Here is a 12661-nt window from a genome sequence, read left to right on the forward strand (position 1 = left end):
CCGCGGTCCCGCGGCCGCCGCACCGGGCGTCCCGAGCAGCGTCCCGGCTGCTGCGAGGCTGCCCCAGGACATCAGTCGGCTGTGAAAGGTGCGGCGGTCCAAGCGGCTCTCCTGGTGGGCGCGGCTCCTGGCGAGGTGTCGCGTCCATGCAAGCGGCCGGCCGGATCATCAGATGGTGGATCCGGTGGATCCCCTCTTGTGGGTGATGCGGATATCGCCACCGGCGGGTGCGCGGCGGGTGTGGCGCGTGTGCCCGCCCGTCGCTCCGGGTGCCTGCTGAGCCGTGGTGACGCAGTGGGATGATGGCGGCATGCACGACGAGCTTCGCGCGGCCCGGGCTGCGGTGTACGAACCGAGCGGCTTCGCCTGCTCGCAGCCGGTGCCCGAGGCGGAGAGCGCCGAGTACGGGGCGCACGCGTTCACCCTGGACGGTCTGGCCGTCAGGTTCCGGGTGGGGAAGACCACTCCGACGAAGGCCGGCCAGTTCGTCACGGTGTGGAAGAGGCCTGACGGCGGCGGCCCGATCCAGCCGTTCGGCGTCGAGGACGCCGTCGACCTCTTCGTCATCAGCAGCCGCGAGGGGAGCCACTACGGGCACTTCGTCTTTCCGCGCGAAGTGCTGGGCGAGCGGGGCGTCCTCTCACGCGGCGGCGCCGGCGGGAAACGGGGCTTCCGGGTCTACCCCCCGTGGGTGACGACGACCAGCCGGCAGGCCGCCGGCACCCAGGAGTGGCAGGTGCGGTACTTCCTGCCCGTCCCGGCCGACGGCCCGGTCGACCCGGTCCGTGCCCGGGCGCTGTACCACCCCTGAGGCTCGTCGACGTACCACCCCTGAGGCTCGTCGACACCGGGCGACGCGCAGCGCGCAACGAGGTCAGGCGCGTACGGTGTACCAGGCGCCGACGCCGCCGCAGCCCGTACCCATGTACGTGGTGCTGCGGTATCCCGGCGGGATGGGCGAACCGGAACAGGTCCACATGCCGTTGCGGACGAGCTCGTGGTACCAGGCGCCGATGCCGTTGCAACCGGTGCGCATGTAGTTGGTCGTGACGTAGCCGGGCGGGATGGGGGACCCGGCGCAGGTCCAGCGGCCGTCACGGGCCGACTCGTGGTACCAGGCCCCGATGCCGGTGCAGCCGCCGCGGTCGTACCTGGTGATGACGTAGCCGGAGACGACCGGCGAGCCGGAACAGGTCCAGATGCCGTCCTTCACGGGCTGCTGGTACCAGGAGCCCGCTCCCTTGCACCCGGTGCGGTCGTAGCCGGTGATGACCCAGCCGTCCGGAACGGGAGCCCCGGAACAGGCCCACTTGCCCGGCAGCCGCCAGCCACCGCTCGGAGCCGCGGCGGCCGTACCGGCAGCCGCCGTGCCGGTGAGCGCGGCCGCGATCAGCGCTATCGCCCCCACGGCGGCGGCGATCCGGCCACGAGTTGCCGCCGACTTCGCTCTGAAGTACGTCAAAGGTCTGTCCACGCCCATCCCTTCGTCTTGGTCACTTCGTGCCTGTCGAGGGGAAAGGACACCGGAGACCGGTACGAAAGTCAGCCCGTCCGACCGTGAGTGTGAGAAGGGTGTCACTGCACATGAACCGCAGCCGCGGTGAGGTCGGCGTGATAGAGGCAGGCGCCTGACGCGTGGTTCCTCGGGTCCGGATCGCGCACTCAGGCGGCTGACCGGGCGGCCACGACGGATGCGGGGGCATCGTCGCGGCGCGTTTCGGTCGCCCACCGCGTCACCGGCGACAGCGCCGACGAGGCCGCCAGGAACAGCCCGCCGAGCAATACCCAGCCCAGCGCCCCCACTCCCGTCAGCAGCCCTGTGAGCACGAGCGGTCCGAGGGTGCGGGCGATCGTCGTACCCGTGCCGAAGAAGCCCTGGTACTCCCCGATGCGCTCCGGCGGCGCCAGGTCGAAGCCGAGCTGCCAGGAGCCGGCCGACTGCAGCATCTCGGCAGCCACCAGCAGCACCGAACCCGCGACCAGCACGCCGACCGCGACGGCGGGCGACTGCCCTGCCGAGAACGCGAAGACCACACACGTCGCGAGCGCCAGCACCCCGGACCGGCGAATGGCCCGGGCCGCAGTGGCCGGCCCGCGGACCGAGCGGGCGGTACGGACCTGGAAGAGCATCACGGCAACGGTGTTGAGCACGAACAGCGCGGAGACCAGCCACTCGGGGGCGCTGGTGCGTTCAGTGATCCACAGCGGCAGGCCGAGGCTGAGCAGCGGCATCCGAAGGAGCAGTACGGCGTTCAGGAGTGTGACGGCGACGTACGGCCGGTCCCGTAGCACCTGGAATCTCACGCCCGGTGCGGTGGCTGCGGATGAGGTGCCCGCGGGCGCGCTCGTGACGGCCGCGGCGCCGGCAGGTGCGGCGCCCGCAGGTGCGACGGCCGGCAGCCGCGAGAGCAGGACCGCGCAGAGCAGAAAGCTCACGGCATCGATCGCGAAGACCGTCCGGTACGCCGACGCGGTCCCGTAGGAGACCGCGAGCCCGCCGAGTGCGGCGCCCACGGCGAGACCCGCGTTGAGCGTCGACTGCAGATGGGCGAGGACACCGGTGCGCTCCCGCTCGGAGACCAGGCCTGCCAGCAGTGCCTGCCGGGCGGCGGCCAGGCCCGATTGGGCCGTGGCGTAGAGGCAGGCGGCGACGAGGAACGGCAGGAAGTCCCTCACGATCAGGAAGGAGGCGACCGCGGAACCGGTCGCGAGGGCGAGCAGCACGGCCGTGCCGCGCGGTCCGTGCCGGTCCGCTGTGCGCCCGAGCGGTACCCCTACGACCGAACCGACCGCCCAGGCCACGGTGAGGCCGAGACCGATCCTGGCCGGCGCCAGACCGACGACGTGCGTGAAATAGAGGACCGAGGTGACGTAGTAGATGCCGTCACCGACCGAGTTGCTCAACTGTGCGAGCGCGAGGCCGCGTTGTGGTCCGGCGGGCGGAAGAAGTCGGGGCATGTCTTGACAGTACACGCTCATTGGATCAAGGAAGTGGGCCACTTCGACGCGACGTTCATGGGCCACTGGCAGGGGGGCGGGGGCCGTAGAGGCGCCACGCTCGGCATCCACCGTGAGGGCGCGCTGCAGGACTGCTTTCCCCAACGGTCCGGCAGGTTCCGTCCGGCAGGCTCTGAAGTCTGAAGGGGTGACGTGGCGCCATGGCCGTGTGCCCCCGTACGCGGTGGGTCTGCGCCCTGCACGCCGGTGACGGCGCGGGGCGCGGCAGGCTCAATGGGCCCATGGAGACACTCACCGCCTGTACACGGCGGCCCGGCGCGGCCACCGCTATCGGCGCCGACGACGTGTTCACCGACCTCTGGATCGCCCCGGCCGCTTGTCCGGCGCCGGTGGCGATCTGTCTGCCGGAGGGGGCCGAGTGCCTGCCCGGCATCGATGTCTGCTGCTCGGGGTTCTGCTTCAAGGCCCCCGGCGAGGTGAAGGCGCACTGCCACGGGTGAGCGGAGAGCACGCTTCCCGGCAGTGCGGGCGAGTGCCGGAAGGGGGCTGCGGCTGATGCCCGGATCCGTCCTGCGGCTGACGCCCGGCACCGTCCTGCTCGATACCGGCGGCGACGGAGTGCTGCTGCACTGCACCGCACCCGTCGCCGCCTACGTTCCCCCGGCGGCGATGAACTGGGCGGCGCGCGGCGCGGCGGTGCCCGCCGAGCACGAAGCGGCGTACGCGCGGTGTCTGAAGGCGTGGCGCTCGGCCGGCCTCGTGCAGGACGCCGAGCCGCCGAACTCCCCTCTCTCCCGGGAGGATTCCCCGGCCGGGGCGGCGGGGCGTCGTGCCCACCTGGCCGTCGACCGTCCCGTGCTGGTCATCGTGTCGTCTCCCGGCTGCGGCTACTGCCTGCACCTGCGGGCCGATCTCGAAGCCAACCGCGAAGCCCTCGGGCGCCTGGACGCCTCGGTCCTCCTCGTGGGTGAGGGCAAGCCTGTGGTGTGGGGTGCCCGCCTTTCTTCGGGCGGTATGGAGGAACTGGCCGAGGTTGCGGCGGACACGGCGGGGTCGGGCACACCTTCGGCCGTCCTGCTGGCTCCCGGCGACAGCCCCAGGAGCCTGCACGGGTTCGGCGCCGTGACCGCCGCTCTGATCGAGCTCGGCGGGGGAGACCCCGGACGTACGGTCTGTGAGGTGCCGACGTCCTGCTCGGCCACGGTGGGCGCCGGCCCTGTTGACACCCTGGTGACGGTGCACGCCCGGGGGAGGGCGGTGGGGGTCGCCGCACGAGGACCGGAGCCTGTAAGCGTGGTGGCCGACCTGGTGGCCGAAGAGTCCGCCTCGGGCGGTGACACCGGCTACGTGCCCGTCACCTTGCGGGTGGAGCGCCCGCGCAACGTGTGGCTGATCTTCCGCGGCGGCGAACTGGTGGCCCGCTCTCGCAGCGCGGAAGAGACCTTGTCCCTGCTGCGACGGATCGTCGCCGGGTTCGGCCCGCCGGAATCCCACCAGTTCCGGCTGCTGTGCGGGGCGCTCGTCCACACCGACGCACCCGGCCACGCCGACGGGCGGGTCGTGCTCGTCCCGCGGAACTGGCTCTCGTACTTCGTCGTGCGTTCTTCCCTGCTGGCGAGGTCCGGTTGGCGGCCGTGCCCCGACCCGTACGTACTCCTGGAGGCCGCCTCGGGCCGGGGCCCGGGCCCCGGCCCGGACAGTGCGCGGCCTGTCCTCGTCCACCCGTCGCCGGCCGGGATCGCGCAGCGCATGCCAGTGACGGGGGTGCTGGCGCAGCGCCCGGACCGCTCGCGGCCTGTAGCGCACACGCGGGGAAGGGCACTGGCCGCGATCGTCAACTGGCTCGCCCGCCCGGTGTCCCCGCAACAGCTCCGCGCGGCGTACGCCCTGGTCTCCGCCCTCCCCGTCCACCTGGGCACCCGCGAGGAAGCGATGGCCTTCCTCACCGACCCGACGGACGCGGCGGTCCCTTCGTAGTCCTGCTTCGTAGCCCTGCTTCGTAGCTCTGCGAGTGCTCTGAGACCGAGCCTGTGCCGGCCGTGTAGCTAACCGGCCGCCAGACGGGCCTCGAAGCCGTCGAGGATGGCCCGGAGGCCGAAGGCGAAGCTGTCCACGGGCGCCGCCAGGTAGTCCGTGGCGGCGGCGCTGCCGAGCCGTTCGCGCAGCCGCGGGAACTCCGCGGCCACTTCGGCGGCGTGCGCCATGGTGTCGGCCAGCTGCTGCTCCGGGTCTCCGCCGTTCTTGCTCAGGCGCCGGGTCAGCGAGACCTCCGCGGCGGGCCCGAGGGCGTTGCCGAGGACGAAGGTGAAGACGGCCGCGGCCGCCCGGTCCGCATCGTCGGGAGCGAACCCCGCCTGTTCGTAGAGGGCGAGGAGGTGCTCGTCGTGGCGGGCCTTGCCGGGTCCGTAGAGGAGGTGGCTGCCGAAGGCCTGCCCGAGCCACGGGTGCCGGGTGAGCATCGCGTGCGTGCCGGTGGCCATGGCGGTGGCGGCCGTGCGCCAGTCGGTGGTGGCGAGGTCGGGGAGTTCGACCTCGGTCCAGATCGAGTCGCCGGCGAGCCGGACCAGTTCGTCCTTGGTCTTGATGTGCCAGTAGATCGCCGTGGGGGCCGACCCGAGCCGCTTGCCCAGGCTCCGCATGTTGAGGCCGTCGAGGCCTTCCTGGTCCAGCAGCTCGATGGCGGAGCGGACGATCTGGTCTGCGGTCAGCGTGTCCCGGGGCATGGCCCTCAGCCTACTTGAACTAAGTTCATGCAGGGCTTGCACTTAGTTCAAGAGTGGCTCTACGCTTCACTTGCACTTAGTTCAAGCGGGCAGGCCCGGAGGGGGAAACGATGAAGCAGGAAACGCTGTCGGATTTCGTGGGGACGAAGGCGGAGGAGTTCGGCGTTCCCGGCGTGGCCGTCGGGGTGCTGATCGACGGCCAGGAGGTTTACGCCTCCCACGGCGTCACGAACGCCGGGAACCCGCAGCCGGTCGACGAGGACACGCTGTTCCACGTGGCGTCGGTGACCAAGACCTTCACGGCGACCGCCCTGATGCGCCTGGCGGCGGAAGGGAAGGTGGACCTCGACGCGCCGGTGCGCCGGTACGTGCCCGAGCTCGAACTCGCCGACGAAGCGGCCGCGGCGCAGATCACCGTGATGAACCTGCTCAACCACACCTCGGGGCTGGACTGGAACCTGATCGACGGCGGCGAGGAGGACGGCAGCCTCGCCGCGTTCGTGGCGAAGATGTCCGAGCTGGGCACGATCGCGGCGCCCGGCGCCCGGGCCTCGTACAGCCAGGCCGCCTACAACCTGGCCGGGCGCGTCATCGAAAAGGTCACGGGCCTGGCCTTCGAGAAGGCCGTGGCCACCCTGGTCCTGGAGCCCGCGGGCCTGTCGAACACCCTCTTCGACCTCGACGAAGTCATGATCCGGCGCTTCGCCGTCGGCCACACCCCCGACGCGAACGGCGAACTCCGCCCCGCCCGGCCGTGGCGGGCGAACCCGTTCGCCGCCCGCGGCAACAACCCCGGTGGCGGCATCGCCTCCTCGGTGAGCGACCTGCTGCGCTGGGCCCGCTTCCACCTCGGCACCGGAGACGGCGTTCTGCCCACCGAGGCGCTGCACCGCATGCGGGAGCAGACGGTCGCACTGCGCGGCAGCACCCTCGGCGACGGCTTCGGCATCTGCTGGTTCCTGCGCGACGTCGACGGCGTCCGGACGATCGGACACGGCGGATCGGGACAAGGCCAGTTCGCCGAGCTGCTCATCGTCCCCGAACGGAACTTCGCCGTCGTCTCCCTGGCCAACGCCGGCCCGGACGGCTACCTCTTCAACCAGTCCGTCACCCGCTGGGCGCTCGCACACTACCTGGGCCTGACCGAGCATGACCCCGAGCCGCTCCCGTACGACGAGGCGCGGGCGCGGGAGGTGGCCGGACGCTACGAGATCGACGCCATGAACCTCGACATCGCCGTCGCCGAGCCTGCCGCCGAGCCCGTCGACGGGTCCGTCGCCCGGTCCGCCGGCGGATCCGCCGGCGGGGCCCGGCTCACGCTCGCCGTGGGCATCAAGCCGGAGATACGCGAGGCGTCGGACGCCGAGATGCCCGCGGACTACCCGGCCGCCACCATGGGCTTCCTGCCCGGCGACGGCGACGAGTACGTCATCACCGAGGGCGGCCTGAAGGGGCAGCGCGGCTTCTTCACCCGCGACGACAAGGGCACGGTCGTCGGCGTCGACCTGGCGGGCAGGCTCTTCGGCCGCGCCCCGGGTGCTTCCTGACCGATGGTGCGACGGCACCGGCAGGTGGTTTGCATTTCGGTCAGGGCGAGCAGCGACGGTGCTCTCCATCGCCTCGGACCGGCCGGCGGCAGGGGGCTTGCCGCCGGCCTACGCGGTGACGGGCTGGTCAGCTCCGCTCAGCTCCGTCCCGCTGCGGTCAGGAGGACGCGCCGAAGTTCTGCGTCCACCAGGGGCCGTTCGACTTGAAGTTGATGCCCACGCCGATCTCCTTGAAGGAGCAGTTGAGGATGTTGGCGCGGTGGCCGGAGCTCTTCATCCAGCCGTCCATTGCCGTGCGGGCGTCCTGGGGGCTCTTGAAGATGTTCTCGCCGTACGTGCTCCAGTGGTAACCGGCGGCGGTCATCCGGTCGCCGGGGCTCTTGCCCTCCGGGCTGGTGTGGTCGTAGTAGTCCCGGGCGGCCATGTCGTCGGAGTGGCCCTGTGCCGCGGCCTGCAGCTTCGCGTTGACGGTGAGCGGCGAGCAGCCGGCCTTCGCCCGCTCCGCGTTGACCATGTCGACGATCTGCTGCACGTACTTGCTGTTCGCGCCGCCGGCCTGGGTGCCGCCACCGCCGGACACGGGCTTGCGGTTGCTGCCGGAGCCGTTGTTGCCGCTTCCGCTTCCGCTTCCGTTGCCGCGGCCCGTCGACGGTGCTTCGCCGGTCTTGGCGGATGCCCGGTCATCCGGCTCGGCTCCGGCTTCGGTCCCGGCCTCGGCCTGGTCCTGCTTCTCCTGACTCCGGCCCTTGCCCTGGCCCTTCTCCGAGGCCTTCGAGGCGCTCGCACTGGGGGACGCGCTGTGCGTGCCGGGAGCCGACGGGGCGGCCTCCCCCACGGAGGAACGGTCCTTCAGCGGTTCGGTGGACGGGTCCGCGGCCGGCTCGGAAGCCGTCGGAGCGCTCGCGCGGGTCTCCCCGCCGCCCGACAGCGACTGGGCCACGCCGTACCCGCCGCCCACGACGGCTATCAGTCCCACCGTCCCGCCTATGACCATCGCCCGCCGGGGCCGCCGGCCGCGGTGCCGGCGCGGGCGCCGGTCGCCGTCGGAAGCCGGGTCGAAGGACGGAGTCTGGGGTTCACGATTCACGTGGATCACTTCCGGTGCGGGGGTCATTGCGTACTGGTCCAACGCATAGGAGATGCCGGGACCGGGGCCCGATAACAAAAACTTGTGAACGCGTTTTTCTCCGGCCGGCTGAGAGGGCGGCTCGACGGCCGCCCGCCGGCCCGCGGGTGAGCCGTTGTCAGTGCCGTATGGCAGGGTCTTTCGCACGAGCAGGGAACGAACGGAACGAGGAGTTCGCGATGACGGGGGCCTGGGACGAGGCGCGCGTGGTGGAGCTGGCGCGGCGGCTGAGGAAGGCGGAGACCGGCGGCTGGAGCGGGCCGGAGCTGCGGGCCGTGGTGGAGGGCCTCGACTGGCAGTGGGATGACGGCCCTGCCGGACCGCGGCTGGTCACGGGCCGGGAGGCGGATGCGTCCTCGCGATGGGCGCCCCGGCTGCGCCCGGTGGGCCGCTTCGAGAAGGACTACGTGCACGGTGGCCTGGAATACGTGGGGCTGTATGTGCCCGTCGCGCTGCCGGAGGGCGGTGCCGTGGGGAAGGCCGCGGCCTTCCGCGCGATCGCCGAGGCGCTGACGGAGGAGTTCGGCCCCGCACCCCTCATGGGTGCGTACGGCGACCCCGGGCCGTTCTACGACTCCGCCCCGCTGTGGGGCAGCCCGTTCCTCCGCTGGCGCGAGCGGGAGAACACGCTGGAGCTGCACGCCGGCGAGCACGGTCCCGAGCTGCTGCTGCAGCCGACCGACCCGGTGGAGAACTGGTTCTGGCGGCAGGGGCACGGCGAGCACTACGCACTCGGCGGGTTCTTCGGCTCCCGCCGCGTCTCCGCCAACGCGGGCATGGGGTATCCCGGCCGCTGGCGCACCGACGACTGGGACGTCTTCGCCCGCGCGCTCGGCGACTTCCTCGACACTCTCCCGGCGGAGACCCACGCCCTCGGCATCGAGCTGGACCTGGGTTTCCACGCCCTGGTGCCCGGCACCTACGGGCCGATCCTGTTCCACCTCGCGTGCGGTGAACGACTGGAGATCGTCTACGAACCGGTGCGGACCGGCGAGGGCATAGCCGATCCGAGCTCCTTCGGCTGGATCCCGCACACCACCCGCCCGGCCGCCCTGGACCACTGGCTCGAAGCGCCTTACCACTCCGGGGACTTCGGCATCGGCGAGGTGGACGGCAGCCGGCTGGCGCGGATGATGGTCGACACCCTGCGTGACCTGGGAGTCTCCTCCCCGAAGGACCTCAGTCTGAGCGACCACGCTCAGCAGGTGGGGGACTATCACGTCGACTACTACGGCCTGACCCTGGAGGAGAACCCGTAATCCGTGATGCGTAACCCGTAGGCAAGACGCCGCACGGCCGGGAGACCGGGAGACGACGAAGCCGGGGTACCTGACGGCACCCCGGCTCGACATCGAAGGTGAGGAAAGCGAACGGACTAATTCTGGGAGATTTTGAGAAGGAAGCCCGTTCATGGCCTCGCCGAGGCTCAGGTTAGCAGTCAGCCGGGGATCAGGTCGCGCAGATTTTCCGGGGTGAAGACCCGGGAGCCCGGATGGAGCCCGTCCGGGCGTTCCAGCCCGATGTACGTGACGGGCTCGTCCGGTACGGTCTTGCCGTCCCACAAGGTGGTGGCCGTGGCGTGGCCGGCCATCAGATCAGCGAGGTACCGGACCGTGAGGTAGTCACGCTCGACGACGCCGCGCAGCAGCGCGGCGACCGTCACGCGGTTTCCCTCGACCCGGTTGGCGCTCGGGGCGCCCTTGAGGTACAGGTGCAGCCACTTGGCCCGCCAGCGGCCGTCGCTCCCGCGCAGGAACGCCAGCGGCAGAGCGACACGACCCGGGCCGCGCAGCTCCGACTTCATGCGCACGGTGCGTGCCTCGAAGGGGCGGCCCTGCTGCTCGGTCTCGCGCAGCATGAAGCCGAAGAAGGATTCCTCGACCTCCTCGAAGCCCTCTCCCGAGAAGATGTAGACCTGCGGGACGACGTACGTGCCGCGGACCGCCCCCAGGCGCAGGTTGATGAACTCCGATGCGCCGTCGGGCGCGTTGGTGATGTCGCCGGAGTGCTCGCCTTCGAGTTCGGAGAGGTTGGTGTAGGACAGCCAGCTGATGGTGGCGTACGAGTCGTCCAGCATCAGCGCCGACAGGTCGTAGTCGGTGCTGCAGGCGGTCTGCTTCCAGTAGACGAAGAACCGCAGCAGTTCACCGTCGACGGGGGAGAGGGAACCGCGGGGCAGCACGCCCATACCGGCGGCCGTCGCCTTGCCGCTGAGCGGGAGTGCGACGTCGAGGACGCCGGGATCGATCAGCAGGTGCCCGGGCCGGGGGAGGCGGCGGCGCGTCTCGGCGTCCAGGGCGGCGGTCAGGCGCTCGCGCTCGGGCGGCAGCACGGGCGGGCGGGTGTCAGCGGTGACCCAGGCCCGGCCGAGGCGGTTGACGAACACGCGCTGCTCGCCGGCCTCCTGCTCCAGGCGGTTGTGGAAGTGCTCGCGGACGGACAGCAGGACCCGGCCGGAGACCTGCGGGGCGACCTGCTCGGCGGCGGCCACGACGGCGTCCCGCTCCTCCTGGGTGCGGCACGTGCGGAGCAGGCGGTCCAGGGAGCGGAACAGCATGCCCGGGGCGGCCGTCAGCAGGCGCGCCGCACCGGTGACGTCGTCCGCGCCGAGCAGTTCCTCGACGTGGCTGTCGAAGGCCCGGGCCTGCTTCTCGCCCCGGGCCACGGCGAACACGTCGGCGGCGTGCGGCCAGCGAGGGTACTCGTGCGGGTGGAGGCGCTCGCCGAGCCGCTTGAACATCTCGCGGTGCGTCGCGACGTCGGCGAGCTTAGCGGGGGCCTGCGCGACGACCGCGTCGAGGGCGGCGAGCAGGGCGCGGCGCACCGGCCGGGACAGCGAGCGGAACCGGGTCGGTTCGGTGAGGGTCACGTCGCCGTCCGACAGGGCGCAGGCCAGGCGGAGCACATCGGTGACGGTGTCCACCAGGAGGCTTGCGCCGGCGTCGAGGCGGGCGAGGTTGACGACGGCGCGGTTCTCCCGGACCGGGATCGCCTCGGGCCGGGGGCCGTCGACGCAGTGCCCGGCGAGCAGCCGAAGGTCGCGCAGGCCCTCCTCGCCCAGCGGCGTGGTGCTGCCGGCCAGGGCCAGATACAGGGCGGTGACCTCGTCCTCCAAGGCGCCACCCAGGTGAAGGACCGTCATGCGGTCCCCTGCGGCCGCGATCAGCTCGTCGTGAGCGGCCAGCATCTCGGCGTACGTGTGCTGGTAGCTGCCGTACGAAGGGAGGGTGAGCAGGTCGATCACGCCGGTGCTGAGCTGGGCGAGCGTACGGTCGTGTGACGCGTCGTCGGACAGCGCCTCGGCGACGCACCGCATCCAGAAGTCGAACGTGTCCGGCACGTTGGCCGGGAAGTCGACGAAGTACACGTTGTGCTGCACGTGGTCGCCGACCATCTCGCGGACGGTGTCCAGCGTCCGCGCGGCGACCTGGCGGACCGTCTCCCCGGACAGCCCCGACAACTGCTCCAGCAGATCGGCGGAGAGCTTGAAGCCCACGGACAACAGCGTGGCGTCGAACTGCCGCGCCACAACACCGCTATGCCCTGCCGGACCGGCCGGTCCGGCAGGGCCGGAGGGCATGGGGAGGCGGCGGGCATGCCGGATGACCAGGGGTTCGAGGCGGTGGACCATCCGGGAATGATCCCAGCCCGCCCGGGCAGACGCCTACGGGTTTTCGAGCGCGACGTGAGGGCGGGGCCTCTGAGCGGCGGCCGGAGCGATCACTGCTCTTGGGCGCCGGTCACGTGAGGGGTGGCAACTCCCCCGTACCGAAATGCCTTGGCGAGCTTCGGCAGCGGGGCGACACTGGCGTGATGGCGACCTGGGAACAGTTCGAGAACGAGGCGAGTGACCTCGCGTCCTTGGTGAGGGCCCGGTTCGAGAGAGCCGAGACGCACGTCCTGGCGACGTTGCGTAAGGACGGCTCGCCACGCGTGAGCGGATCCGAGATCGCTTTCCTCGGGCCGGACCTGTCGTTCGGGTCGATGCTCAACGCCGTCAAGGCCCTCGACCTGCAGCGGGACGGCCGGTGTGCGATCCATGCTCATCCGGGTGAGGGAGGCGACGCCAAGGTGTCCGGGGTCGCGTTCGAGGTGACGGACCCCGAAGAGAAGAAGACCTGCGCGACCGGCGGGGAGCCGCCCGGCGACTTTCACGCCTTCCGCCTCGACATCCGTGAGGTCGTGCTCACGGCCGTCGAGGACGGCGAGCTCGTCGTCCGGCTCTGGCGGCCGGGCCTGCCCGTGAAGACTTTCCGCCGCACTTGATCACCATCAACTGCGCACCGGGCGATTCCCTCTGCGGCGGC

The 12661-nt window shown here is 71.5% G+C and carries 11 protein-coding genes; 6 read left to right on the forward strand and 5 right to left on the reverse strand.

The annotated features are described in order from the left end of the window. The first annotated feature begins 310 nt into the window (after positions 1-310). Positions 311-811, forward strand: a complete 501-nt coding sequence (locus B7P34_RS05250; RefSeq protein ID WP_106674609.1) for a MepB family protein — start codon at positions 311-313, stop codon at positions 809-811. 63 nt (positions 812-874) lie between these two features. Here the strand turns inward: B7P34_RS05250 and B7P34_RS05255 are convergent, their stop codons facing one another. Together B7P34_RS05255 and B7P34_RS05260 are read right to left on the reverse strand one after the other, a co-directional pair. Continuing rightward, positions 875-1474: a hypothetical protein gene (locus B7P34_RS05255; RefSeq protein ID WP_223267519.1), complete on the reverse strand. Its 600-nt coding sequence runs from the start codon at positions 1472-1474 to the stop codon at positions 875-877. 188 nt (positions 1475-1662) lie between these two features. Then, entirely contained in the window at positions 1663-2958 is a 1296-nt protein-coding gene (locus tag B7P34_RS05260) for an MFS transporter (RefSeq protein WP_106674611.1), read from the reverse strand. Positions 2959-3239: 281 nt separating this feature from the next. Between B7P34_RS05260 and B7P34_RS05265 the strand changes: the two genes are divergently transcribed. Continuing rightward, the gene (locus B7P34_RS05265) at positions 3240-3458 is read left to right on the forward strand and encodes a hypothetical protein (protein WP_146166734.1); all 219 of its coding nucleotides are present in this window, start codon (positions 3240-3242) and stop codon (positions 3456-3458) included. A 55-nt stretch (positions 3459-3513) separates the two neighbouring features. Then, positions 3514-4935 (forward strand): hypothetical protein, encoded by a 1422-nt coding sequence (locus B7P34_RS05270; RefSeq protein WP_106674613.1) that lies wholly within the window; start codon positions 3514-3516, stop codon positions 4933-4935. A 68-nt stretch (positions 4936-5003) separates the two neighbouring features. Here the strand turns inward: B7P34_RS05270 and B7P34_RS05275 are convergent, their stop codons facing one another. Further along, entirely contained in the window at positions 5004-5681 is a 678-nt protein-coding gene (locus B7P34_RS05275) for a TetR/AcrR family transcriptional regulator (RefSeq protein WP_106674614.1), read from the reverse strand. A 110-nt stretch (positions 5682-5791) separates the two neighbouring features. Here B7P34_RS05275 and B7P34_RS05280 point away from each other — a divergent pair, with 110 nt between their 5' ends. Next, a complete protein-coding gene (locus B7P34_RS05280) occupies positions 5792-7228 on the forward strand; it encodes a serine hydrolase domain-containing protein (protein WP_106674615.1) in 1437 nt (478 codons plus the stop codon). Positions 7229-7385: 157 nt separating this feature from the next. Here the strand turns inward: B7P34_RS05280 and B7P34_RS38255 are convergent, their stop codons facing one another. Further along, positions 7386-8315 (reverse strand): CAP domain-containing protein, encoded by a 930-nt coding sequence (locus tag B7P34_RS38255; RefSeq protein ID WP_223267520.1) that lies wholly within the window; start codon positions 8313-8315, stop codon positions 7386-7388. Between the two features lie 218 nt (positions 8316-8533). On the opposite strand from B7P34_RS38255, the gene B7P34_RS05290 reads away from it, so the two are divergent. Then, positions 8534-9613 carry a hypothetical protein gene (locus B7P34_RS05290; protein WP_106674616.1) on the forward strand — a complete coding sequence of 360 codons (1080 nt, stop codon included), beginning with the start codon at positions 8534-8536 and terminating at the stop codon, positions 9611-9613. 179 nt (positions 9614-9792) lie between these two features. On the opposite strand, the gene B7P34_RS05295 is transcribed toward B7P34_RS05290, so the two are convergent. Further along, on the reverse strand, positions 9793-11883 hold the full coding sequence (locus tag B7P34_RS05295) for a TerD family protein (protein WP_223267521.1): 2091 nt from the start codon (positions 11881-11883) through the stop codon (positions 9793-9795). Positions 11884-12167: 284 nt separating this feature from the next. Between B7P34_RS05295 and B7P34_RS05300 the strand changes: the two genes are divergently transcribed. After that, a complete protein-coding gene (locus B7P34_RS05300; protein WP_106674618.1) occupies positions 12168-12620 on the forward strand; it encodes a pyridoxamine 5'-phosphate oxidase family protein in 453 nt (150 codons plus the stop codon). The last annotated feature ends 41 nt before the right edge of the window (positions 12621-12661 follow it).

Source organism: Streptosporangium nondiastaticum (assembly GCF_003011965.1).
Taxonomy (GTDB): domain Bacteria; phylum Actinomycetota; class Actinomycetes; order Streptomycetales; family Streptomycetaceae; genus Streptomyces; species Streptomyces nondiastaticus.